The organism is Streptomyces ovatisporus, assembly GCF_042653885.1.
Taxonomy (GTDB): Bacteria; Actinomycetota; Actinomycetes; order Streptomycetales; family Streptomycetaceae; genus Streptomyces; species Streptomyces ovatisporus.
On sequence record NZ_JBHSFH010000005.1, the window covers coordinates 1 to 24,257 of the forward strand.

Sequence of the window (24,257 nt, forward strand, 5' to 3'; positions counted from 1 at the left end):
AGCACTCGGAGGCAAGCCACCGATCAGCCGTGTGAACAACGCATCAGGTCAATACACCTAGTGGGTCATGGCTTCCACCCTATGTGCGGGCCCGGCGCAGCGGCACGGCCGCCCTCGCGGAGCTTTTTGCATCAGATCGGCTACAGGCTCGGTCCGATGCGGTACCCGCTCTGTGTTCACCCCGGCGGCGCAAGGCAGACTGCCGTCCATGAATGAGTGGCCCGGTGGATGGAACGACGGTTCCCGTGACAGGTACGGCAGCCCGCGAGCCCACGGTGGCGTGCCGCCCCAGGCGAGGGGCGGCCATGACGCCGGTTACGGCAGACAGCCGGGCTACTACGAGGACGGTTACACCGACTACGACTCCGGATACAACACGGGGCAGGTCTACGGCGGCCAGGGCGGCTACGACGACTACGCCCCGTACGACGAGCCGCCCCGACGCAGGCGCGTGCGCTTCAAGACCGTGCTCATATCGCTGGTCGTCGTGCTGCTGGCGTGGTCGATCGGCACGTACTTCTGGGCGAACTCCAAGCTGAAGCGCGAGGTCGACCTCAGCATCGTCCAGGACCGGCCGGAGACCGGGGACGGGACCAATTACCTGATCGTCGGTTCCGACAGCAGGGAGGGCCTGTCCGCGCAGGAGAAGAAGGACCTGCACACGGGTTCGGCAGCCGGGAAGCGCACGGACTCGATGATGATCCTGCACGTCGGAAGCGGCGCCCCGACGCTGATCTCCCTGCCGCGTGACTCCTGGGTCGAGATCCCGCCCTTCAAGGGTTCCGAGTCCGGCAAGCAGTTCAACAACACCCAGCAGACGAAGCTCAACGCCGCCTACTCGCAGGACGGCGCCCCGCTGCTGGTGCGTACGGTCGAGCACAACACCGGCCTGAAGATCGACCACTACGCGGAGATCGGTTTCGGCGGCTTCGCGAAGATCGTCGACTCGGTCGGCGGCGTCGAGATGAACATCCCGCAGGACATCAAGGACAAGAACTCCGGGGCCGACTTCAGGAAGGGCAAGCAGACGCTCGACGGCAAGCAGGCCCTCTCCTTCGTCCGCAACCGTCACGCGGGTACCGGGGACAGCGACCTGGGCCGCACCAAGAACCAGCAGAAGTTCCTGGCCGCGCTGGCCAGCCAGACGGCGACCCCCTCGACGGTCCTCAACCCCTTCAAGCTCTACCCGACGATGGGTGCCGGCCTCGACACGCTCATCGTGGACGAGGACATGAGCCTGTGGAATCTGGGCTCGATGTTCTTCGCGATGAAGGACGTCTCAGGCGGCCAGGGCAAGCGGATGAACATGCCCATCTCCGGGCCCGCGCCCGCCGGTTCGCTCCAGTGGGACAAGGCGAAGGTCCAGAAGCTGATGCAGCAGCTGAAGAACGACGAGGAAGTGACCGTCACTTCGGACCGGTGACCCGGCTGTCCGCGCCCGCTGTCGACGGCGGCGCGGACACCGGAACGACGTGGGTCCAGCCGTCGGCCTACGACACGCACAGACAGAACGGGTGCCCGGCAGGGTCCAGGTAGACGCGGAAGCCCAGCTTTCCGTCGTCGTCCCCCTGGATCCTCCGGGCACCCAGTGCGATGACGTCCTGCTCCGCCTGGTCCATGCGCTCCCGTGGCACCTGCAGGTCCAGGTGGAGCTGCTGGGCGTGCTCGAGACTGGGCCACTGCGGCGGGATGAAGCCGGGCGACTCCTGGAACGCGAGCTTGTGTCCGTCGGGACCTGTGACGTCCACCCAGTCGTTGTCGTCGCCGGGTTCGATCTTTCCGCCGAGCACCTGCGCGTAGAACTCGGCGAGTCTCCTCGGGTCCGGGCAGTCAAGAACTACCGAGTGCATCGTGGCGATGGCCATGGTGGTTACCCCTTAGTGCCGTTATCCGGTAACGCTCTTGGTTACCGAATGATGGTCCCCTGTCGGTAATCTGGCAAGCGTGACGGACCGCTCAGCCCCGAAATCGCTCGTTCTGGTTCAAGAGCTGACGAACACCCTCGACGTCGAGACGGGTGAGGACGCGCTCGCCGCCCCGGACGGCGTCGCGGACTTCGTGCAGCGCCAGGGACTGCGCGGCCTCGGCCTGGAGGAGACGGGAGAAGCCGGGCTGCGGGCGGTCCGCGAACTCAGGGAGGCCCTGCGGGCGGCGTGCCTGGCACACACCGGGCCGGACATGCCGCAGGAGGCGTCCGCCACCCTGGAGCGGATGCTCGCCCGCGCGCCCCTCGTCGTGACAGTGGACGGGACGGGCCGCGCACGGCTGGGCCCCGCCGAGGGCCTGTCGGGGATCGCCGCACTGACCGCCCGGATCGCCGCGGGCATCGCCGCCGCCGAGGCGGACGGCACATGGCAGCGGCTCAAGGCGTGCGAGGCACACGACTGCCTGTGGGTGTTCTACGACCGCAGTCCGGCCGGCCGGGGCCGCTGGTGCACGATGGCGGTGTGCGGCAGCAGGGCGAAGATGCGCACGTACAGGGCGAAGCGCCGCACCTGAAGCCGGGCCCCGGCGCCCGGCCCGTCAGGCCGGACGCCGCCGGTACCGACGGGGAGATCAGGCCGTGGGGCGTCCCAGCGCACGGAACTGCCAGTTCTCCTTGCGCCACAGAGCCGCGTCCAGAGTGTTCCGCCCGTCCAGCACACGCCGTACGGCCACGGCCTCGCCCAGCGCCGCCGGGTCCAGCTCCTGGAACTCGCGCCACTCCGTCAGATGCAGCACCACGTCCGCGCCACGCGCGGCCTCCAGCGCACTCGGCGCGTAGCGCAGCGTCGGGAAGATGGCACGCGCGTTGTCCATGCCCTTGGGGTCGTAGACCGTCACCTGCGCGCCCTGCAGGTGCAGTTGGCCGGCGACGTTGAGCGCGGGCGAGTCGCGTACGTCGTCGGAGTCCGGCTTGAACGTGGCCCCCAGCACGCAGATGCGCGTCCCCAGCAGGGTGCCGCCGACGGCCTCGCGGGTCAGCTCGACCATCTGTGCACGGCGTCGCATGTTGATCGAATCGACCTCGCGCAGGAACGTCAGCGCCTCGGACGCGCCCAGTTCGCCCGCCCGTGCCATGAAGGCGCGGATGTCCTTGGGCAGGCAGCCGCCGCCGAAGCCGATGCCGGCGCGCAGGAACTTCTTGCCGATGCGGTCGTCGTACCCGATCGCCTCCGCCAGCTTCACCACGTCGCCGTCGGCGGCCTCGCACACCTCCGCCATGGCGTTGATGAAGGAGATCTTCGTCGCCAGGAAGGAGTTGGCGGACGTCTTGACCAGTTCGGCGGTCGGGAAGTCGGTGACGACGAAGGGCGAGCCCTCCGCCAGCGGCGTCGCGTACACCTCGCGCAGCAACTGCTCCGCACGCTCGCTGCGCACGCCCACCACGATGCGGTCGGGGTGCAGGGTGTCCTTGACCGCGAAGCCCTCCCGCAGGAACTCCGGGTTCCAGGCCAGTTCGGCCTCCTCCCCCGCCGGCGCCAGCTCCGCGAGGCGCGCTGCGAGCCGCTGCGCGCTGCCGACGGGCACGGTCGACTTGCCGACGACCAGGGCCCGGCGGTTCAGATGCACGGCGAGCGAGTCGACAGCGCTGTCGACGTAGGACATGTCGCAGGCGTACTCGCCGTGCTTCTGCGGGGTGTTGACACAGATGAAGTGGACGTCCCCGAACTCGCCCACCTCCTCGTAGGAAGTGGTGAAGCGGAGCCGTCCGCTGGAATCGGGGTGCCCCGCAACGTGCCTGCGCAGCAGTGCGTCCAGGCCCGGTTCGTACATCGGGGTCTCGCCACGCTCCAGCAGCGCGATCTTCTCCGGCGAGATGTCCAGTCCCAGCACCTCGAAGCCCAGTTCGGCCATGGCGGCGGCGTGGGTGGCGCCGAGGTATCCGGTACCGATGACGGTGATCCTGAGCGGGGCCGTGTTGGCCATGAAGGGTGCTCCTGTGGGACGACGTCTGGAACGCTCCGAGAACGCTGCCCGGGCAGCATATCCGGGGCGCCCTGTCGTGAACCTCACGTATCCCGGTCAGGCCGCGGGCCTCTAGAATCGAGTTACTTAACGGTAGTTAGCAATCCCAGACGTATGCCGCTCGCCGCCCAGCGGAAGCAGAGCTGAAGAGGAGTGAGTCACCTTGGCGCCATCGGGAAAAAGCGCGGCCGCCGAATTCGGCCTCTACCGGCCGTCCGAGGAGCACGACATGCTCAGGGACTCGGTGCGCGCCCTCTCCGAGGCGAAGATCGCCCCCTTCGCCGCGGAGGTCGACGAGGAGGGCCGCTTCCCGCAGGAGGCGCGGGACGCGCTCGAGGCCAACGACCTGCACGCCGTGCACGTACCCGAGGCGTACGGGGGCGCGGGGGCCGACGCTCTCGCGACCGTCATCGTGATCGAGGAGGTCGCCCGCGTCTGTGCCTCCTCCTCCCTCATCCCGGCGGTCAACAAGCTCGGTTCGCTGCCCGTGATCCTCTCGGGCAGCGAGGAGCTGAAGAAGAAGTACCTCGCGCCGCTGGCCCGCGGTGAGGCGATGTTCTCGTACTGCCTGAGCGAGCCGGACGCGGGTTCGGACGCGGGCGGCATGAAGACCAAGGCCGTGCGGGACGGCGACCACTACGTACTCAACGGCGTGAAGCGCTGGATCACCAACGCCGGTGTCTCCGACTACTACACGGTCATGGCCGTGACCGACCCGGACAAGCGCACGAAGGGCATCTCGGCCTTCGTCGTCGAGAAGGACGACGAAGGAGTGTCCTTCGGCGCCCCGGAGAAGAAGCTCGGCATCAAGGGCTCCCCCACCCGCGAGGTCTACCTCGACAACGTGCGCATCCCCGCCGAGCGCATGCTGGGCGAGGAGGGCACCGGTTTCGCCACCGCGATGCAGACCCTGGACCACACCCGCATCACCATCGCGGCCCAGGCGCTCGGCATCGCGCAGGGGGCCCTCGACTACGCCAAGGGCTACGTCGCCGAGCGCAAGCAGTTCGGCAAGCCGATCGGCGACTTCCAGGGCGTGCAGTTCATGCTCGCCGACATGGCGATGAAGCTGGAGGCCGCCCGTCAGCTGACGTACGCGGCCGCGGCCAGGTCCGAGCGGGTCACCCTCGGCAGCGACGAAGAGGCGCTGACCTTCTTCGGCGCCGCGGCCAAGTGCTACGCGTCGGACGCCGCCATGGAGATCACCACGGACGCCGTCCAGCTTCTCGGCGGCTACGGCTACACGCGCGACTACCCGGTCGAGCGGATGATGCGCGACGCGAAGATCACGCAGATCTACGAGGGCACGAACCAGGTCCAGCGGATCGTGATGTCCCGCAACCTGCCGTAGGGCGGACCGGGACGAGCCGTCCGGGACCGGTTACGGCGGCTGCCGGCCCACCGGCCGGAAGAGGGGCGCTCCCTGTGCGGGAGCGCCCCTTCGTCCTCTCCGCACTCCTCTGGCGCTGCCCTGACGCAGCCCTGGCACTCCTGCGGCACTCCTCTGCCCTCTAAGGGGCCGCGCCGCCTGCTCCGGAGGACGCGCGGCCTCCCGTCCCTGCGAACCCGTCGCGCGGCCGTGCCGCTCCACCCGCCGCACCGGTGTCCGTACGCACCGCGATCCACTCGAGGACCTGCTCGGCGACAGCCGGTACCCGCATCAGCGCCCCACCGTGCTCCGCCCCGGGTACCGTCACGACGCTGATGTCGTCCCGTGCCATGCCCTGCCGCCGTTGAGCCGCGCGCAGGGCGTCGGAGTGGAGCACAGGGACGAAGTCGCGTCTCGAGTGGACGAGCAGCATGGGGGCGTCCTCGCTGCCCGTCGCGTGGTGCACCGCGGACATGTCCCGCCAGACGCGCAGGCAGCCCGTCCGGTCCCGCCCGGTGCCACGCCGGGGGTCACACCCCGCCAGCACGGCGGCACTCGCCCGCAGCACCGCGACCCCGCTGCCGCCGGTGCCGCGCCCGCCGTCCAGCCAGGCACGGTACGGATCGACGACGGGCGAGAGCCCTATGACTCCCGCGAGGAGCTTGCGGCCCGCCCCGTACGCCGCGACGTTGGTGGCCAACTGCCCCCCGGCGGACGACCCGAGAAGCACCAGCCGGCGGGTGTCGACGCCGAAACTGGCGGCGTGCCGGCGTATCCAGCGCAGCGCTCGCAGTACGTCCCGGCGCTGCGCGGGCCAGGGGGCGTCCACGTTGCGCCGGTAGTCGACGTCGAAGACGACGGCACCAGCGTCCGCGATCCGCTGCGCCCAGACGTTCCAGCCCGGGGACCGGTCCTTGAACCAGAAGCCGCCGTGCAGGATGACCACGCCGGGGCGCGCCGCGCGGTCGGCGGGCGCGGTCCGGTCACGGTAGGCGACCAGCCGCTGGCGCGCCCGGGGGCCGTAGGAGTGGGTGCGCTCCGCCTCCCGGCCGTCTCCGGAGCCGACGTACATCACGGGTGACGTGCAGAGCAGCACGGCCAGACAGACGATGACAGCGAGCGGGAGCCTGCGCACCCCTTCAGCGTCAGGGCGCCCGGCACTGGCCGCAACTGCACGCTCTGTGACGACGGGCCGACGGGAGACTGCGGGAGAACGACAGGAGCACGACCCGAGCACAGCGGGAGCACGCCGCGTACGACGTCGCCCGGAGCCCGGACGCACCGCGGCCCCCGGGCTCGGACAGTGAGCCGGGGGCCGCACGTGGGCCTGCTGCGCGTACGCCGGGCGGGTGCTACTTCACCGAACCCATCAGCGGCCTGATCTTGTTGCGCGCGGCGAGGAAGACCACACCGGCGAGGGCGGCGATGACGCCCTGCACAGCGAATCCGGTCTTGCCGCTGGCGGCGTCGCCGACGAGCAGCTGGACGATCGCGAAGACGCAGTCTCCCGCCGTGACCGCGAGGAACCACACGCCCATCAGCTGACTCGCGTACTTGGCCGGAGCCAGCTTCGTCGTCACCGACAGACCGACCGGGGAGAGACACAGCTCCGCGAGGGTCTGGAGCAGATAGACGAAGATCAGCCAGAGCGGGCTGACCTTGGTGTCGCCTGCCGCGGCGGCCATGGCCAGCATCATCAGCCCGAAGGAGACACCGACACCGATGAGGCCCATGGAGAACTTCGTCGTCGTGGTGGGGTTGCGGCTGCCGAGCTTCACCCACAGCGCGGCGAGCACCGGGGCGATCGTCATCACCCACAGCGGGTTGACGGACTGGAACCAGCTGGTGGGGAAGTTGATGCCCCACAGGTCGGTGGACGTCTCCTTCTCGGCGAACAGCGTCAGCGTCGAGCCGGACTGGTCGAAGATCATCCAGAAGATGGCGGCGGCGACGAAGAACCAGATGTACGCGCTGAGCTTCTTCTTCTCCTCGGCCGTGACCTCACGGTCACGCCGCATCCGGACGAAGTACCAGGTCGGCAGGACCAGTCCGGCGATGCTCAGCGGCCACAGCACCCAGTCGATGGTGAACGCCTCGGCGAGCACGACGGCGGTGTAGAAGAGCGCCAGTACGACGGCCGCCAGCACGGTGTTGCGGATCGCCTTGTTCCGCTCCTCGCCGCTCAGCGGGTAGGGGACGACGCTGGACCGTGCCGGCAGGTGCCGCGTCCCGATGAGGAACTGGATCAGCCCCAGCCCCATGCCGAGTGCGGCGAGACCGAAGCCGAGGTGCCAGCTGACCTTCTGGCCGGCCCAGCCGATCAGCAGCGGCGCGGCGAAGGCACCTATGTTGATCCCCATGTAGAAGACGGTGAATCCGCCGTCCCTGCGGGGGTCGTCGGGCCCTTGGTAGAGGTGGCCGACCATCGTGGAGATGTTGGCCTTCAGCAGGCCGGAGCCGACGCCGATGAAGACCAGCCCGACGAAGAAGAGGGCGTCGACGCCCACCGCCAGCAGGGCGTGGCCGATCATGATGACGAACGACGAGACCGCGACCGTCTTGCGGGGACCCCAGACGCGGTCGCCGAGCCAGCCGCCCGGCATCGCCATGAGGTAGACGGTGGCGTTGTAGACGGAGTAGAGGGCGACGGCGGTGGCCGAGGCCATTCCCATGCCGCCTTCGGTGACCGCCGCCGTCAGATAGAGAACGAGCAGGGCGCGCATTCCGTAGAAGCTGAAGCGCTCCCACATCTCGGTCATGAAGAGGGTGGCGAGACCACGAGGGTGACCGAAGAAGGTCCTTCCCTCGGCCGCGGGTGGATCCTGCGGCTCGTCCTTGGAGAGTGTGGAGGCCATGTGGGGGGTTCCTCGCTGTGTGGATGGTGCCCGCCAGCCGAGCGCACCCCCGTGCAACGCGCGTAGACCACGCGACGGGCCCGGCCGACGGGTCATTGACCGATCTCGGGCCGCCTCCGCCGTGCGCATCAGGCCGCGACGACGGCCGGGCGGGCATCTGCGTGCAGAAGCCCCGAACAGGGCCGACGGTGATACGTGCACCGCACACGCACCCGGAAGCGGCCCTCACCATACGTCACGCCCGCCCCCCGAACGGAAGGTCTTGCGACACAGATCACAGGTGACGGCCGTATCATTTCAGCCAAATCGAAGGTAACGAGTGTGCATCTCCGAGGATCCGCACTGGTTGCCGGGGACCGGCCTTACGCACCGCAACGAGGACTACCATCAGCCCATGACCCGTGTACTGCTCGCCGAGGACGACACCTCGATCTCGGAGCCGCTGGCCCGTGCGCTTCGCCGCGAGGGATACGAGGTCGAGGTGCGCAAGGACGGCCCCACGGCACTCGACGCCGGGCTGCGCGACGGGATCGACCTGGTCGTGCTGGACCTCGGCCTCCCCGGAATGGACGGTCTGGAGGTGTGCCGCCGGCTGCGCAACGAGGGGCACACCTTCCCCGTGCTCGTCCTCACGGCCCGCGCGGACGAGGTGGACACGGTCGTGGGCCTCGACGCCGGTGCGGACGACTACGTCACGAAGCCCTTCCGGCTCGCCGAACTGCTGGCGCGCGTCCGGGCCCTGCTCCGGCGCGGGGCGCCCGTCGAGCCCGCGGTGCCGCCCTCCACGCACGGGGTGCGCATCGACGTCGAGTCGCACCGCGTGTGGATGGGCGACGAGGAACTCCAGCTGACGGCGAAGGAGTTCGACCTGCTGCGCGTGCTGGTACGCGACGCGGGCCGGGTCGTCACGCGCGACCAGCTGATGCGCGAGGTGTGGGACACGACGTGGTGGTCCTCCACGAAGACCCTCGACATGCACATCTCCTGGCTCCGCAAGAAGCTCGGCGACGACGCCGCCAACCCGCGCTACATCGCCACCGTGCGGGGTGTCGGGTTCCGCTTCGAGAAGAGCTGACCGTGGAGGAGCGCACGTGCGACGACGGCTGATCCAGTCGACGCTCGCGGTCGTGCTCGTCGTCGTCGCCGTCTTCGGCGTCTCGCTGATCCTCGTGGAGTCCCGCTCCATCGAGAACAGCGCCCAGGACGGTGTGAAGTCGGAGGCCGTCCAGCTCGTCTCCGTCGTGGAGAGCCGCATCGTCGCAGGTGAGAGGGTTTCCCCCGGCACGATGGGCAATGCCGTCCCCAAGAACCGCTACGTGCGCATCGAGGTGCCGGGACGGCGCGCCATCACGCTCGGAGAGCGCCCGGAGGGCAGGGTCCTCGAGGCGTCGCAGACCGGCGGCCACGGTGAACGCATCACAGTGCAGCGGTCCTACAGCTCGGTCCAGGAGGAGATCGGCCGCACCCTCATGATCATCCTCGCCGTGGCACTGCTCGCGGTGGCCGCCGCCGCGATCCTCGCCGTACGGCAGGCGCACCGGGTCGCCGCGCCCCTCACCGACCTCGCCGAGACGGCGGAGCGGCTGGGCTCGGGCGATCCACGGCCGCGTCACCGGCGCTACGGCGTCCCCGAGCTGGACCGGGTCGCCGACGTGCTGGACGGCAGCGCCGACCGCATCGGCCGGATGCTCACCGCTGAGCGGCGGCTGGCCGCGGACGCCTCACACCAGCTGCGTACGCCGCTGACCGCACTGTCCATGCGGCTTGAGGAGATCATCGCGACCGCCGACACGGACGATCCCGAGGACCGGGCGACCGTCAAGGAGGAAGCCACCATCGCCCTGGCCCAGGTGGAGCGGCTGACGGACGTCGTACAACGTCTCCTGACCAACTCCCGCGATCCGCGCTCCGGTTCGGCTGTCGACTTCGACCTGGACGAGGTACTCAAGCAGCAGGTGGAGGAGTGGAAGCCCGCGTGCAGGAACGAGGGACGGGCGATCGTTCGTTCCGGGAAGCCGGGCGTGCGGGCCGTGGGCACCCCCGGAGCCGTGGCACAGGTGCTGGCGACGCTGATCGAGAACTCCCTGATGCACGGCTCCGGGACGGTCGCACTGCGCACCCGCGTCACGGGCAATCAGGTCGTGGTGGAGGTGACCGACCAGGGCCCGGGGGTGGACCCCCAGCTGGGCTCGCGGGTCTTCGAACGTACGGTCAGCGGCCACAACTCGACAGGTCTCGGCCTGGCAGTCGCCCGCGATCTCGCCGAGGCGGACGGCGGACGGCTGGAGCTACTTCAGCAACACCCGCCGGTCTTCGCTCTTTTCCTTGGACGAGAGGTTTCCGGAGCCGCCGGAACGTCCGAAGATGCGGCCCGCTGAACCGGTCCGGAACACCCACGTGCGGTACGTCCAGAAGCGGAAGACCGTGCCGATGCCCAGGCCGATCACGTTCTTGGCGATGTTGTCCGCGAGCGGCGAGGTGAAGCCGAGGCCGTAGTGGGAGACGGCGAGCACCGCGTTCTCGATGACGAGCGCGACGCCGCTGAAGGCGAAGAACAGGGCCGTCTCACGCCGGATGCGGCGCTTGTCGGTGTGCCGGTACGTCCAGTAACGGTTGCCCAGGTAGTTGGTGCCGATCGCGACGACCTGCGAGATCACGCCGGACCGGATCGGCGCCAACTGGAACGTGTGGATGCACAGGTTGAAGACGGCCACGTTGACCAGGAAACCGACCGCACCGACAGCACCGAACTTGGCGGCCTCGCGAGCGAGGCGTTCGAGCCGGGTGCGCAGTCTTCTCACTGTGCGCGCTGCGCCCCATTCACCCATGGTCTCGCTGTGCCCCGTTCCGGTCGTGGTCGTCCGTCCCCCGCCGCACATGCTAACCAGCGGCCCCGGCTCGCGCAGCGCGGTGCGCGGCGGCCGGGCGGGCCGGGACGGCGGCCCGGCGCCCGTCCCGGCGGCCACAGGCGCACCAGGGCGGGGGCCGGACGGCCGGGGCGCCGCGCGAGCCGCGGCGAGGTGCGGCAGGGCCCGGAGGAGGATCCCGGGCGGCACCTGCCGGTCTTCGGACCCGCACGGCGTACGGATACGCTGACGTTGTGACGTTCCCGGTAGTCGGCATGGTCGGCGGTGGCCAGCTCGCCCGTATGAGCCACGAGGCGGGCATCCCCCTCGGCATCGGATTCAGGCTTCTCTCGGACACTCCGCAGGACTCCGCTGCGCTGGTCGTGCGCGACGTCGTCGTGGGCGACTACCGCGACCTGGACACGCTGCGTGCGTTCGCCCGCGGGTGCGACGTGATCACCTTCGACCACGAGCACGTACCGACCGATCACCTGCGGGCCCTGGAGGCGGACGGCGTGCCCGTACGCCCGGGGCCGGACGCTCTGGTGCACGCCCAGGACAAGGGCGTGATGCGCGCCCGGCTCGACAGCATGGGGGTGCCGTGCCCGCGGCACCGCATCGTGCGCGATCCCGCAGACGTGGCTGCGTTCGCTGCGGAGGTGGCGCGGGCGGACGGCCTGAGCAGCGGCCGCGATGCCGGCAGCCCCGGCGGCCGCGATGCGGGCGGCCCCGGGGCCGGGAGCGGGTTCCCCGTGCCCGTCGTGCTGAAGACCGTGCGCGGCGGCTACGACGGCAAGGGCGTGTGGGTCGTGCGCAGCGCCGCCGAAGCGGCCGATCCCTTCAAGGCGGGAGTGCCCGTCCTGGCGGAGGAGAAGGTCGGCTTCGCCCGCGAGCTGGCGGCCTGCGTGGTGCGCTCGCCGCACGGCCAGGCGGTCGCCTATCCCGTCGTCGAATCGATCCAGGTGGGCGGCGTCTGCGACACCGTGATCGCCCCCGCGCCGGGTCTGCCGGCGCACGAGGCCGTGCAGGCGCAGGAGTTGGCGCTGCGGATCGCGGACGAGCTGGGCGTCGTCGGCCATCTCGCGGTGGAGCTCTTCGAGACCCCCGACGGCCGCGTACTGGTGAACGAACTGGCGATGCGCCCGCACAACTCCGGCCACTGGACGCAGGACGGCGCGGTCACCTCGCAGTTCGCCAACCATCTGCGGGCCGTGCTCGACCTTCCGCTGGGTGATCCGCGGCCGCGTGCGAGGTGGACGGTGATGGCGAACGTACTCGGCGGCGACTACCCCGACATGTACTCCGCGTACCTGCACTGCATGGCACGGGACCCGCAGTTGAAGATCCACATGTACGGCAAGGACGTGAAGCCCGGCCGGAAGGTCGGCCACGTCAACACCTACGGCGACGACCTGGCCGATGTGCGCGAACGCGCCGCCCACGCCGCCGGATACCTGCGAGGGACGATCCCCGAATGACGACTGGAACCCCGCTTGTCGGCCTCGTGATGGGCTCCGACTCCGACTGGCCGGTCATGGAGGAAGCCGCCAAGGCGCTGGACGAGTTCGAGATCCCGTTCGAGGCGGACGTCGTCTCCGCGCACCGCATGCCTCGCGAGATGGTCGCCTACGGGGAGGGGGCCGCCGCACGCGGACTGCGGGCGATCATCGCCGGCGCGGGCGGCGCCGCCCACCTGCCGGGCATGCTCGCTGCGGTGACGCCCCTGCCGGTGATCGGCGTGCCGGTGCCGCTGAAGTACCTCGACGGGATGGACTCGTTGCTCTCCATCGTGCAGATGCCTGCCGGGGTGCCCGTGGCGACGGTCTCGGTCGGCGGCGCGCGCAACGCGGGCCTCCTGGCCGTCCGGATGCTCGCGGCCGGCGAGCCGGATCTGCAGGAGCGCATGCGGCGGTTCCAGGACGAGCTGAACGACGAGGCGTCCGAGAAGGGCCGCAGGCTGCGCAGCAAGGTGGCAGCGGGCCGTTCCGGCTTCGGCTTCGGGAGCTGATGCGGGGTGGCGACCGACGACTCCCTCCTGGAGCGGGCACGCGAACTCCTCGCCGCACACCCCGTCGTCGACGGGCACAACGACCTGCCCTGGGCGCTGCGCGAACAGGTCGCCTACGACCTGGACCTGCGTGACATCTCCGAGGACCAGTCCGCCCATCTGCACACCGACATCCCCCGGCTGCGTGCGGGCGGTGTCGGCGGCCAGTTCTGGTCGGTGTACGTACGCACCGACCTCCGCGGGGACAGCGCCGTGAGTGCGTGTCTCGAACAGATCGACGTCGTACGTCAGTTGGCGGACCGCCACTCCGCGGACCTGCGGCTCGCCCTGACGGCCGACGACGTGGAGGCGGCACGGTCGGAGGGCCGTATCGCCTCGCTCATGGGAGCCGAGGGCGGCCACTCGATCAACAACTCTCTCGCCACGCTGCGAGCGCTGCACGAGCTGGGCGTGCGCTACATGACGCTCACCCACAACGACACGATCGACTGGGCCGATTCGGCGACCGACGAGCCGCGGCACGACGGCCTCTCCCGCTTCGGCGAGGAGGTCGTACGGGAGATGAACCGGGTGGGGATGCTCGTCGACCTCTCGCACGTCGCCGCGAGCACCATGCGGGACGCCCTGCGGGTGAGCGAGGCGCCGGTGATCTTCTCGCACTCCTCGGCACGCGCGGTGTGCGACCATCCGCGCAACATCCCCGACGACGTGCTCGCGGCGCTGCCCGCCAACGGGGGTGTGGCCATGGCGACGTTCGTTCCGAAGTTCGTCCTCCCGGAAGCCGTCGCGTGGACGAAGGCCGCCGAGGAGAACATGAGCGCCCACGGGATGCACCCGCTGGACAGCAGCGAGCAGGGCATGCGCGTGCACCGGGAGTTCGAGCGGGACAATCCGCGTCCGCTCGCGGACGCGGCCACGGTGGCCGGTCATCTGGACCACATGCGTGACGTGGCGGGCATCGACCACATCGGCATCGGCGGCGACTTCGACGGCACGGCGTTCGTACCCCGGCAACTGGAGGACGTCTCCGGCTACCCGCACCTCGTCGCCGAACTGCTCCGCAGGAGCTGGTCGGAGGAGGACCTGGCGAAGCTCACGTGGCGCAACGCGGTGCGTGTGCTGCGCGACGCGGAGGCGGTCGCACGTGAACTGCGGGCGCGGCGCGGGCCGTCCGTGGCGCGGATCGAGCAACTCGACCGCTGAGGCCGGGAGTCAGGGCGGAAGTTCAGGCCGGGAGTCAGGGCCGGGTCGAGGGTGCCGGAACGCGGGACGGGCCGGACGGGCTTTCGGCACCGGCCCACCTGGGCATACGAAGGCGTGAGAACGGCGCCCGTCAGCTGGGGGCTGCCAGCTCCGCCCAGACGGTCTTGCCGCTGCCCTCCGGATTGCGCACGACACCCCAGTCGAGGCAGAGCCGCTGGACGATGAACATGCCGTGTCCCCCGGGACGTCCGGCACGGTGCGGCGTGCGGGGGGCGGGCGAACCGCTGCCCTGGTCGACGACCTCCAGCCGGAGCATCTTGGATCCGCTGCCGACGCGCAGTTCCTCGGGCCCGTCCGCGTGGAGGCACGCGTTCGTCACCAGTTCGGAGACGACCAGCAGGACGTCTTCCGCGGCGGCACGCTGGTCGCCGGTTGCGGCGGGCAGCCACCCCCAGTCCTGGAGCGCCTGCCGGACGAAGTCACGGGCACGGGGAACGGCACCGCTGACCCCGACCAGGCGCAGTCTGCGCACCTGGCGCATGGGATGCCCCTTCCCGGTCTCTCCCTGGGCGGGACCGCCGGCACGGCCGGTCTGCCCCGTTTCGCCGTCGTGGGCCGCGTCACCTGTGGGAGGCGCCTGCACGGGCTGCTCGGCCCGAGCGGCACCGGGGGCCTGGTTCTGCGCACCCGGCTGCTCCGCCGAGCCGGAGACACCGCCTGTGCCGGGGGGCCCTGCCGGGCCGGACGCGCTCGCGACACCGGGGCCGGAGATGCCGGCGACGGCTCCCGTTCCGGCAGTCCCGGCGCCGGGCGTGGCTGCTGTCGTCGCGGCGCCCTCGGGCTCCGGACCGCAGTCGCCCGCCGGATACGGCCGGATGGTGCTCATCAGTGGTTCACCTCACCGATCACCGATAATGCCTCTCGTCGCCGGGTGCCCGGGCCAGCGACAACACACGAGTGTCTGACTGCCCATCTGACTGCCCAGAGGACCTCCTGCCCTACGGGGCCGTGAGAACACCCACTGATTCGGACCGACTCGTGTGACACGCGTAACTTCCGCGTCGCCTCCCCTGCACAAGCGATGCGGACACCGTCACGCCTCCGCCACATGCGCAAGCGCTGCGTCGACGTCGTCGTGCACAGTGAAGACCGCTCCGGCGCCCGTGATCTCGAAGACCCGGGACACCACCGGCAGCATCCCGGCCAAGTGCACCCCGCCGCCGGCCGCCTCGGCCTTCAGCCGGGCTCCGAGCAGCACGTTCAGGCCTGTCGAATCGCAGAACTCCAGTCGCGCGCAGTCCAGGACCAGGCGGCTGTAGCCGTCCTCGAGGGCTTGCTCCAGCGGGGCGCTGAGCACCTCCGCCGTGTGGTGATCGAGCTCACCCTCGGGGGTCAGGACGGCACTGCCCCCCTGGTGTCTGACGTCGACCGTCAGCCGACCCCGGCTCGTACTGCCGGGCATCCCGCGGTCCATGCACACCCCTTTTTGATTGCCAAAGCGCCGTCACTTGTTCCCCCGTCGAGCGACATGAACCCTACGCCTTCACCGACACAACCGGTAGCCGAACAACCCACACATTGGTGCAAATTCGGACATTTAGCACTTGCCATGCGTGTGCACGACCGGGTAGGCGTATAGGCATACAGAAAACGCGTCGGCTTTGGAGGCGCCGCACCTTCGTAGTGCACGTCACGGCTTCGGCAGCCATATGCCGAGATGATGGAGGACACCGCCATGTCACCCAGGCTCGACCACGGGAAACCGGGCATCGTCACCGACCCGGTCGTTCCGGCGCAGTTCAGCCCGGAGCAGGTGCCGGACCCCGCGGGCCCGGAAGAGGTCGCGGAGATCCTCGAGGGCCAGTTCGGGCTTCCGGAGCTCCCACCCTACGACGAGGTCGGACCGGTCGACGCGCGGGCCATGTCCAAGACGCTCTTCAAGCGCCTGGAGCGCCTCGAAGAGGGCACTCACGAGTTCGCGTACGTACGCAACACGCTGGTCGAACTCAACCTCGCGCTGGTGAAGTTCGCGGCCTCCCGCTTCCGCTCCCGCAGTGAGCCCATGGAAGACATCGTCCAGGTCGGCACGATCGGCCTCATCAAGGCGATCGACCGTTTCGACATGGAACGGGGCGTCGAGTTCCCGACCTTCGCGATGCCGACGATCGTCGGCGAGATCAAGCGCTTCTTCCGCGACACCTCCTGGTCGGTGCGCGTGCCGCGCCGCCTGCAGGAGCTGCGGCTGGACCTGGCGAAAGCCGGCGACGAACTCGCCCAGACCCTCGACCGCGCGCCCACGATGGAGGAGCTGGCCGAGAGGCTCGACATCAGCGTCGAAGAGGTCGTCGAAGGCATGGCGGCGAGCAACGCCTACACCGCCAGCTCGCTCGACGCGCAGCCCGAGGAGGACGACACCGAGGGCGCCCTCGCGGACCGCATCGGCTACGAGGACAACGGCCTGGAGGGCATCGAGTACGTCGAGTCCCTCAAGCCGCTGATCGCCGAACTTCCCGCGCGCGACCGGACGATCCTCTCCCTGCGCTTCGTCGCCAACATGACCCAGAGCGAGATCGGCGAGGAACTCGGCATCTCCCAGATGCACGTCTCCCGGCTCCTGTCGCGGACCCTGAACAAGCTCCGCAAGGGGCTGATGATCGAGGAGTGATCCTCCCCGCCCCCTTCGGGGCGGGACACGCACGTGAGGCGGTCCGCTCCGGTCGTGAAGACCGGAGCGGACCGCTTTCCGCTGCCGCGTCCGGCCCGTTCCCTGTTCCTGCGGCGGGCCTTCGGCCAGTGCCCTGCCCGCCTCACTCCCCCAGCAGTGCTCCGCGGCGCCAGACCCGCGAGACGAGCGGGACGCCCGGCCGGTAGGCGAGGTGCACGTGCGAGGGCGCGTCGAGCAGCACGAGATCCGCGAGAGCGCCCGGGGCGATGCGCCCGATGTCCGTACGCCGCAGCGCCCGTGCGCCGCCCGCAGTCGCCGCCCAGACCGCCTCGTCGGGGGTCATGCCCATCTCCCGTACGGCGACGGCCACGCAGAACGGCATCGACGAGGTGAAGGACGAACCCGGGTTGCAGTCGGTGGACAGGGCGACAGTGACACCGGCGTCCAGCAGGCGGCGGGCGTCGGGGTACACGGCGCGGGTGGAGAACTCGCAGCCGGGGAGCAGCGTCGCGACGGTGTCGGCGGACTGGCTCAGAGCGTCCACGTCCGCGTCGCTCAAGTGCGTGCAGTGGTCGGCCGAGGCGGCACCCAGTTCGACGGCGAGCTGCACGCCGGGGCCGTAGGAGAGCTGGTTGGCGTGGACGCGCGGCGTCAGCCCCTTCGCCTGGCCCGCGGTGAGGACGGCGCGGGCCTGGTCGCCGTCGAAGGCGCCCTTCTCGCAGAAGACGTCGACCCAGCGGGCGTACGGGGCGCAGGCGTCCAGCATGGGTCCGGTGACGAGGTCGACGTAGGCGGCCGGGTCGTCGGCGTACTCGGGGGCGACGATGTGGGCACCCAGGTAGGTCACCTCGTCGGTCTGCTGCGACGCCACCCGCAGTGCGCGGGACTCCTGGCCGGGGGTGAGGCCGTAGCCGGACTTGGTCTCCATGGTGGTGGTGCCCTGGCGCCGCGCCTCGGCGAGGTAGCGCGCCAGGTTGTCCGCCAGCTCCCCGTCGCTCGCCTCGCGGGTCGCGGCGACCGTGGTACGGATGCCGCCCGCGCTGTAAGGGCGTCCCGACATGCGGGCGTTGAACTCGGCCGTGCGGTCGCCGCCGAAGAGGAGGTGCGAGTGGGAGTCGACGAATCCGGGGAGAGCGGCGCAGCCTTGCGCGTCGTGGCGTTCGTCGGCCGCGGGCGCCCCGGACGCGGGACCCGCCCACGCGACGCGCTCGCCGTCGAGGACGACGGCCGCGTCCTCGACGAGGCCCAGCGGCCCCTCGCCGAGGGCGGGGTCGTTGGTCACCAGAGTGCTGATGCCGGTGACGAGGGTGCTGGTCATCTCTCGGGTCCTCCCGGTGGTCACGTGGGCGCCTCGCCTGCCCGGCCTCGGGTGACCGGGCAGCGGGATGAGGGGGTGTCTCGGGCGACACCCCTAGTTGAGGGCTCCGATGGCTTCGGCGAGTGCGCGGGGCACGTCGCCGACGGACGTGTGGTGGCCGTCCCTTACGACGTGGCGGCCGCCGACGACGGTGTGCCGGACGTCCGCCGCGGTCGCCGCGAACACGGCCGTCTCCGCGGCCGTACGCGGCAGCGCTCCCGCCGTGCGGACGGAATCCAGCGCGACCGTGGTGAAGTCGGCGAGCATTCCCGGCTCCAGGCGGCCGGCCTCGGGCCAGCCCAGCGCCTCGTGTCCCTGCTCCGTTGCCGCGCGCAGCAGTTGAGCCGCGGTCCAGTGCCCCCGGGTGCGGGCGCGCAGCCGTTCGTTCAGCTCCATCGCGCGCATCTCCTCCAGCAGGTCGACCACGGCGTGGCTGTCGCTGCCCAGCGACAACGTGGCCCCGGCACGTTCGAGTCGGGGGGCCGGGCCGATGCCGTCCGCGAGGTCGCGTTCGGTGGTGGGGCACATGCACACCCCTGCCGATGCGCCGCCGAGCAGAGCGATGTCGTCGTCCGTGAGGTGCGTGGCGTGGACCGCGGTGGTGCGGCGTCCGAACACCCCGTGGTCGGCGAGGAGACGGGACGGTGTGCAGCCGTGCGCCTCCTGGCAGGCGTCGTTCTCGGCGGTCTGCTCCGAGAGGTGTACGTGCAGGGGCGCCTCGCGTGCCCGTGCCCACTCGGCCACAGTGCCCAACTCCCTTGCGGGGACCGCCCGTACGGAGTGGATGGCCGCACCCGTACGGACGTGGGCCGCGTCGGCCCGCAGGTCGCCGGCCCGCTCCGCCCACGCGTCCGCGGTGCCGTCGGAGAACCGCAGCTGCGGGCGGGTGGGCGGCTCGCCGGCGCCGTGGCGTCCGATGCCGGAGGCCAGGTAGGCCGTGTCCAGCAGGGTGATGCGGATGCCCGCGTCCGCGGCGGCGGCGACGAGTGCGTGCCCCATGGCGTTGGGGTCGTCGTAGCGCTCGCCGCCGGGTGCGTGGTGGAGGTAGTGGAACTCGCCGACGCAGGTGATGCCGGCCAGGGCCATCTCCGCGTAGACCGCCCGGGCCAGGGCGTAGTAGGAGTCGGGCGTCAGCTGGGACGCGACCCGGTACATGGTCTCCCGCCAGGTCCAGAAAGTGCCCGACCCGACCTGTACGGTTCCGCGCAGCGCACGGTGGAAGGCGTGCGAATGCGCGTCGGCCAGGCCGGGCAGGGTGAGTCCGCGGAGCGGTTCGGCGCCCTGCGGGGGTGCCTCGACCGCCGTGCGCACGTCGGTGATCATGCCGTCGGCACCGGTGCGCAGCACGACGCCGGACTCCACGAGACCGTTCAGCCACGCGTATTCGCACCAGTAGGCAGTCCGCGCCGGCTCCCGCCCGGATGTCATCGGCACGCCAGCCCCTCCAGTACGTCGGCCAGTGCGGCCACCCCGGCCTCGCAGTCGTCCTCCTCGGCGAACTCGGCGGGCGCATGGGAGATCCCGGTGGGGTTCCGTACGTACAGCATCGCCGTCGGGACGGACGCGGAGAGGATGCCGGCGTCGTGTCCGGCTCCGGTCGGCAGCAGGGGCGCGTCGCCCAGCTGCTGCGCGATGCGGTCCCGCAGGCCGTGGGCGAACTCCACGACGGGGGTGCGGGATTCGCGCGTCACGTGCACGTCGACGCCGTCGCGGCGCCCGCGTTCGGCGGCGGCGTGCTCCACCGCGGCGACGACGGCGGCCAGGGTGTCCTCGTCCGCGGCACGGGAGTCGAGCCAGCCGCGCACCAGGCCGGGGACTGCGTTGACGCCGTTGGGCTCGACGGCGACCTTGCCGAACGTGGCCAGCGCACCGGCATGCAGGGCTTCCTCGCGGGCTGCGAGCACCGTGGCCGCGTAGGTCAGCATGGGGTCACGTCGGTCCTCGATGCGGGTCGTGCCCGCGTGGTTGGCCTCGCCGTGGAAGTCGAAGCGCCAGCGCCCGTGCGGCCAGATCGCCGACGCGACACCGACGGGACGTCCCCGCGGGCCCACGGAACCGCTGTCCGCGCCGGTGCGGGCGAGCGCGGCCGGGTCGGCGAGCGCGCGTCCCTGCTCGATGTGGAGTTCGACGAACGCGCCGATACGGGCGAGGCGTTCGGGGTCGGGCCCGATGGCGTCCGGGTCGTGCCCCGCCCGTTCCATGGCTTGCGGGAGGGTGATGCCGTCCCCGTCCGTCAGGGCGTGCGCCTGCTTCTGGCTGAGGCCGCCCGCGCTGAGCCTGGAGCCGACGCAGGCGAGCCCGAAGCGCGCGCCTTCCTCGTCGGTGAAGTTGACGATGCCGACGGGCGCGGTGAACGCCGCGTGGTCCTCCCGGAGCCGGTCGAGCGCGGCGAATGCGGAGACGACGCCGAGCGGCCCGTCGAAGGCGCCGCCGTCCGGGACGGAGTCGAGGTGGGAGCCGGTGACGACCGCGTTGCCCAGGGCGATGTCCTCCGCGGTGGCGACTCCGAGCCAGGCCCACTGGTTGCCGTTGCGGTCCAGCTCGTAGGCCAGGCCGCGGCTCTCGGCCTGGGCGCGGAACCAGGCTCGGCAGTCGGTGTCCGCGCCGGTCCAGGCGTAGCGGCGGTAGCCACCGCTACGCCTGTCGCGGCCGATGGAGGCCAGGTCGCGCCACATCTCGTGGAAGGAGGGCTGCCGCATGACGGCTTCCGCGGCATCCGCGGCGGCCCGCAGTCGCGGTACGGGCCTGCCCACGACCGGCCTGCCCCGGGCCGACGCGGCGGGGCCGCCCGCCGCGCCGGGGGCGTCCTGGCTCTCATGGTCCTGCTGCGGTGAGGTCACACGCTCTCGCCTTCCCGCATCGGCACGCGTACGCCCCTCTCGGCGGCGATCTCCTCCGCACGCTCGTATCCGGCGTCCACATGCCGTACGACGCCCATGCCCGGGTCGTTCGTCAGCACGCGGCGCAGCTTCTCCCCGGCGAGGGCCGTGCCGTCCGCGACGGTGACCTGGCCGGCGTGGAGCGACCGGCCCATGCCGACGCCACCGCCGTGGTGCACCGAGACCCAGGTCGCCCCGGAGGAGACGTTGACCATGGCGTTCAGCAGCGGCCAGTCCGCGATGGCGTCGGAACCGTCACGCATGGCTTCGGTCTCCCGGTAGGGCGAGGCCACCGATCCGCAGTCGAGATGGTCGCGCCCCAGGACGACGGGGGCGGAGAGTTCCCCGGCGGCGACCATGTCGTTGAAGCGTTCGCCGGCGCGGTCCCTCTCGCCGTATCCGAGCCAGCAGATGCGGGCCGGAAGGCCCTGGTAGTGGACGCGTTCACCGGCGAGGCGCAGCCATCGCGAGAGCGACTCGTTCTCCGGGAAGAGGTCGAGCAGCGCCCGGTCGGTCGCGGCGATGTCCCTGGGGTCGCCGGACAGGGCCGCCCACCGGAAGGGCCCCCTGCCCTCGCAGAAGAGCGGCCGGATGTAGGCGGGCACGAAGCCGGGAAAGTCGAACGCCCGCCCGTAGCCGTGGAGTTGCGCCTCCCCGCGGATGGAGTTGCCGTAGTCGAAGACCTCGGCGCCCGCGTCCATGAAGCCGACCATGGCCTCCACGTGCCGGGCCATCGACTCCCGTGCCCGCAGGGTGAAGTCGGCGGGCTTGTCGGCCGCGTACGAGGCCATGTCGTCGAAGTCGACTCCGACGGGCAGATAGGACAGCGGGTCGTGCGCGCTCGTCTGGTCGGTGACGATGTCGATCGGAGCGCCGCGCCGGAGGAGCTCCGGCACCACCTCGGCCGCGTTTCCGAGCACGCCGATCGACAGGGGCCGGCGGTCGTCCCGGGCCCGGGTCGCCAACTCCAGCGCGTGGTCGAGGGAATGGGCGCGTACGTCCAGGTAGCCGTGGTCGATGCGCCGCTCGATGCGGGACGGATCGCACTCGACGCAGATCACGACCCCGTCGTTCATCGTCACGGCGAGCGGCTGGGCACCGCCCATGCCACCGAGGCCGGCGGTCAGAGTGATCGTCCCGGCGAGGGTGCCGCCGAAGCGCTTGGCCGCGACCGCCGCGAACGTCTCGTAAGTCCCCTGGAGGATTCCCTGCGTTCCGATGTAGATCCACGAACCGGCCGTCATCTGCCCGTACATGGTCAGGCCGAGGGCGTCGAGGCGGCGGAACTCCTCCCAGTTCGCCCAGTCGCCCACCAGGTTGGAGTTGGCGAGGAGGACGCGCGGAGCCCACTCGTGGGTCTGCATCACGCCGACGGGGCGGCCCGACTGGACGAGCATCGTCTCGTCGTCCCGGAGGGTGCGGAGCGTACGCACCATCGCGTCGAAGGAGGGCCAGTCCCGGGCCGCCTTGCCCGTGCCGCCGTAGACCACGAGCTTGTCGGGGTGCTCGGCGACCTCGGGGTCGAGGTTGTTCTGCAGCATGCGAAGGGCGGCTTCCTGCTGCCAGCCCCGTGCACTGAGTTCGGTGCCGCGCGGCGCCCGTACGGGTCGCGGTCCAGACATGTGCCCTGCCTCCCTGCTGTGCACCCGACTTCATTTATTCACCAACTCTACGGAGTGAATAGACCTAGTCAACACCGTGAAGTGGTCTATACCGCTCCTGGCCCGAACGTGTTTGGCTTGTTCCATGCACCACTCCACCGACACCCAGGGCGACTCCGCCGCCGCAGCCACCCGCCGCGACCTGGCCGTGCGGGCCGCCGTCGATCAGGGCCTCGTCACCGAGGACGACCAGCCCGTCGTCGCACTGCTCGACGTACGGAGCGTGCGGGAGACCGCAGCCGCGGTGCGCGACGCCTTCACCGAGGTGGCCGCCCCGGGCCAGAACGTCCTGCACACCTTCGCCGTCAAGGCCGCCTCGCTCGTGCCCGTACTGCGGCTGCTGGCCGACGAGGGCATCGGCTGCGAGGTCGCCAGCCCCGGGGAGCTGGCGCTGGCCCGCGCAGCGGGCGTCCCGGCGGACCGGACGGTCCTGGACTCCCCCGCCAAGACCGGCGCCGAACTGCGCGAGGCGCTCGCCCTCGGCATCGCGCTCAACGCCGACAACCCGCAGGAACTCGCCCGGCTCGACGCCCTCGTCACACCCGGCGCGGCTCCGGCCTCACCCGTCGGGCTGCGCGTCAATCCGCAGATCGGCGAAGGGGCCATCGGCGCCATGAGCACCGCGACCGCCACCTCGAAGTTCGGCGTCGCCCTCCGCGACCCCGGAGCCCGGGACTGGGTCGTCGAGGCGTACCGCGAGCGCCCCTGGCTGACCCGGCTGCACTCGCACATCGGCTCGCAGGGCATACCGCTCGAACTGATGGCGGAGGGGGCCCGGGCGACGTACGACCTCGCCGAGGAGATCAACGCCGCCACGGGACGCCGGCAGATCGACACCCTCGACCTGGGCGGCGGCCTTCCCGTCAACTTCTCCTCCGACGAGTTCACACCGACCCACCGCGACTACGCGCGGCTGCTCGCCCGTACCGTGCCCGGACTCTTCGACGGCCGCTACGGCATCGTCACCGAGTTCGGCCGTTCCCTGACCGCGAAGGCGGGCACGGTCCTCGCCCGCGTGGAGTACGCCAAGTCGGCGGGCGGGCGGCCCATCGCCGTCACCCATGCGGGCGCACAGATCGCGGTACGCACCGTCTTCACGCCCGACGCCTGGCCGCTGCGCGTCGCCGCCTACGACGCCAAGGGAATGCCGAAGAGGGGCGACACCGTCGCCCAGGACGTCGCGGGCCCCTGCTGCTTCGCCGGCGACCTCGTGGCGCGCGACCGGCCGCTCCCGCGACTGGAGGCGGGCGACCATGCCGCGCTCCTGGACACCGGCGCGTACTACTTCTCCAACCCCTTCGGCTACAACTCGCTTCCCCGGCCGGGCGTCTACGGCTTCACGGTGGCCGACGACGAGGAGGTCAGCTTCACGGCCGTACGCGAACCGCAGTCGCTGGACGACATCGTCGCCGAGTCCGGCGGGGCACAGCGCGACGCGCTGCGGTCCGCGAACTGACCGAGTTCGG

At 70.9% G+C, this 24,257-nt stretch carries 21 protein-coding genes; 10 read left to right on the top strand and 11 right to left on the bottom strand.

Annotation, left to right across the window (positions count from 1 at the left end; all coding sequences use genetic code 11):
• The first annotated feature begins 208 nt into the window (after window positions 1-208).
• The gene (locus tag ACFPA8_RS08490) at window positions 209-1,423 is read left to right on the top strand and encodes an LCP family protein (RefSeq protein WP_386444766.1); all 1,215 of its coding nucleotides are present in this window, start codon (window positions 209-211) and stop codon (window positions 1,421-1,423) included.
• Between the two features lie 67 nt (window positions 1,424-1,490).
• Here the strand turns inward: ACFPA8_RS08490 and ACFPA8_RS08495 are convergent, their stop codons facing one another.
• Window positions 1,491-1,865: a VOC family protein gene (locus ACFPA8_RS08495; protein WP_386444768.1), complete on the bottom strand. Its 375-nt coding sequence runs from the start codon at window positions 1,863-1,865 to the stop codon at window positions 1,491-1,493.
• A gap of 79 nt (window positions 1,866-1,944) precedes the next feature.
• Here ACFPA8_RS08495 and ACFPA8_RS08500 point away from each other — a divergent pair, with 79 nt between their 5' ends.
• Window positions 1,945-2,499 carry a CGNR zinc finger domain-containing protein gene (locus tag ACFPA8_RS08500; RefSeq protein WP_386444771.1) on the top strand — a complete coding sequence of 185 codons (555 nt, stop codon included), beginning with the start codon at window positions 1,945-1,947 and terminating at the stop codon, window positions 2,497-2,499.
• Window positions 2,500-2,556: 57 nt separating this feature from the next.
• Here the strand turns inward: ACFPA8_RS08500 and ACFPA8_RS08505 are convergent, their stop codons facing one another.
• Window positions 2,557-3,909 carry a UDP-glucose dehydrogenase family protein gene (locus tag ACFPA8_RS08505; protein WP_386444774.1) on the bottom strand — a complete coding sequence of 451 codons (1,353 nt, stop codon included), beginning with the start codon at window positions 3,907-3,909 and terminating at the stop codon, window positions 2,557-2,559.
• A 202-nt stretch (window positions 3,910-4,111) separates the two neighbouring features.
• On the opposite strand from ACFPA8_RS08505, the gene ACFPA8_RS08510 reads away from it, so the two are divergent.
• A complete protein-coding gene (locus tag ACFPA8_RS08510) occupies window positions 4,112-5,299 on the top strand; it encodes an acyl-CoA dehydrogenase (protein ID WP_386444777.1) in 1,188 nt (395 codons plus the stop codon).
• Between the two features lie 160 nt (window positions 5,300-5,459).
• Here ACFPA8_RS08510 and ACFPA8_RS08515 read toward each other — a convergent pair whose 3' ends face one another.
• Together ACFPA8_RS08515 and ACFPA8_RS08520 are read right to left on the bottom strand one after the other, a co-directional pair.
• On the bottom strand, window positions 5,460-6,452 hold the full coding sequence (locus ACFPA8_RS08515; protein ID WP_386444780.1) for an alpha/beta hydrolase: 993 nt from the start codon (window positions 6,450-6,452) through the stop codon (window positions 5,460-5,462).
• Window positions 6,453-6,669: 217 nt separating this feature from the next.
• Window positions 6,670-8,172: a peptide MFS transporter gene (locus ACFPA8_RS08520; protein WP_386444783.1), complete on the bottom strand. Its 1,503-nt coding sequence runs from the start codon at window positions 8,170-8,172 to the stop codon at window positions 6,670-6,672.
• Window positions 8,173-8,566: 394 nt separating this feature from the next.
• Here ACFPA8_RS08520 and ACFPA8_RS08525 point away from each other — a divergent pair, with 394 nt between their 5' ends.
• Window positions 8,567-9,247 (top strand): response regulator transcription factor, encoded by a 681-nt coding sequence (locus tag ACFPA8_RS08525; protein WP_386444786.1) that lies wholly within the window; start codon window positions 8,567-8,569, stop codon window positions 9,245-9,247.
• Window positions 9,248-9,263: 16 nt separating this feature from the next.
• Complete coding sequence (locus ACFPA8_RS08530) at window positions 9,264-10,550, top strand: ATP-binding protein (RefSeq protein ID WP_386444789.1); 1,287 nt, start codon at window positions 9,264-9,266, stop codon at window positions 10,548-10,550.
• Here the strand turns inward: ACFPA8_RS08530 and ACFPA8_RS08535 are convergent.
• On the bottom strand, window positions 10,461-11,138 hold the full coding sequence (locus ACFPA8_RS08535; RefSeq protein WP_386444792.1) for a GtrA family protein: 678 nt from the start codon (window positions 11,136-11,138) through the stop codon (window positions 10,461-10,463). The genes ACFPA8_RS08530 and ACFPA8_RS08535 overlap by 90 nt on opposite strands.
• A 134-nt stretch (window positions 11,139-11,272) precedes the next feature.
• Between ACFPA8_RS08535 and ACFPA8_RS08540 the strand changes: the two genes are divergently transcribed.
• The 3 genes from ACFPA8_RS08540 to ACFPA8_RS08550 are packed head-to-tail and all read left to right on the top strand — an operon-like array spanning window position 11,273 to window position 14,229.
• Window positions 11,273-12,496, top strand: a complete 1,224-nt coding sequence (locus ACFPA8_RS08540; RefSeq protein WP_386444795.1) for a 5-(carboxyamino)imidazole ribonucleotide synthase — start codon at window positions 11,273-11,275, stop codon at window positions 12,494-12,496.
• Entirely contained in the window at window positions 12,493-13,026 is a 534-nt protein-coding gene (purE, locus tag ACFPA8_RS08545; RefSeq protein ID WP_386444798.1) for a 5-(carboxyamino)imidazole ribonucleotide mutase, read from the top strand. The genes ACFPA8_RS08540 and purE overlap by 4 nt, the downstream gene beginning before the upstream one ends.
• A 6-nt stretch (window positions 13,027-13,032) precedes the next feature.
• Window positions 13,033-14,229, top strand: a complete 1,197-nt coding sequence (locus tag ACFPA8_RS08550) for a dipeptidase (RefSeq protein ID WP_386444801.1) — start codon at window positions 13,033-13,035, stop codon at window positions 14,227-14,229.
• Window positions 14,230-14,359: 130 nt separating this feature from the next.
• Here ACFPA8_RS08550 and ACFPA8_RS08555 read toward each other — a convergent pair whose 3' ends face one another.
• Window positions 14,360-14,872, bottom strand: coding sequence for an ATP-binding protein (locus tag ACFPA8_RS08555; RefSeq protein WP_386446230.1), 513 nt, complete (start codon window positions 14,870-14,872; stop codon window positions 14,360-14,362).
• 450 nt (window positions 14,873-15,322) lie between these two features.
• Window positions 15,323-15,703 (bottom strand): STAS domain-containing protein, encoded by a 381-nt coding sequence (locus tag ACFPA8_RS08560; RefSeq protein ID WP_386444804.1) that lies wholly within the window; start codon window positions 15,701-15,703, stop codon window positions 15,323-15,325.
• A gap of 261 nt (window positions 15,704-15,964) precedes the next feature.
• Between ACFPA8_RS08560 and ACFPA8_RS08565 the strand changes: the two genes are divergently transcribed.
• The gene (locus ACFPA8_RS08565; protein ID WP_386444807.1) at window positions 15,965-16,894 is read left to right on the top strand and encodes an RNA polymerase sigma factor SigF; all 930 of its coding nucleotides are present in this window, start codon (window positions 15,965-15,967) and stop codon (window positions 16,892-16,894) included.
• Window positions 16,895-17,036: 142 nt separating this feature from the next.
• Here the strand turns inward: ACFPA8_RS08565 and hutI are convergent, their stop codons facing one another.
• From hutI to hutU, 4 genes are all read right to left on the bottom strand, one after another.
• Entirely contained in the window at window positions 17,037-18,212 is a 1,176-nt protein-coding gene (hutI, locus tag ACFPA8_RS08570; protein WP_386444810.1) for an imidazolonepropionase, read from the bottom strand.
• A gap of 93 nt (window positions 18,213-18,305) precedes the next feature.
• Complete coding sequence (locus ACFPA8_RS08575) at window positions 18,306-19,679, bottom strand: formimidoylglutamate deiminase (protein ID WP_386446233.1); 1,374 nt, start codon at window positions 19,677-19,679, stop codon at window positions 18,306-18,308.
• Window positions 19,676-20,926: an allantoate amidohydrolase gene (locus ACFPA8_RS08580; RefSeq protein ID WP_386446236.1), complete on the bottom strand. Its 1,251-nt coding sequence runs from the start codon at window positions 20,924-20,926 to the stop codon at window positions 19,676-19,678. The genes ACFPA8_RS08575 and ACFPA8_RS08580 overlap by 4 nt, the downstream gene beginning before the upstream one ends.
• 161 nt (window positions 20,927-21,087) lie before the next feature.
• Window positions 21,088-22,752, bottom strand: a complete 1,665-nt coding sequence (gene hutU / locus ACFPA8_RS08585) for a urocanate hydratase (protein ID WP_386444813.1) — start codon at window positions 22,750-22,752, stop codon at window positions 21,088-21,090.
• Between the two features lie 124 nt (window positions 22,753-22,876).
• On the opposite strand from hutU, the gene ACFPA8_RS08590 reads away from it, so the two are divergent.
• A complete protein-coding gene (locus ACFPA8_RS08590; protein ID WP_386444816.1) occupies window positions 22,877-24,247 on the top strand; it encodes a type III PLP-dependent enzyme domain-containing protein in 1,371 nt (456 codons plus the stop codon).
• Window positions 24,248-24,257: the final 10 nt, after the last annotated feature.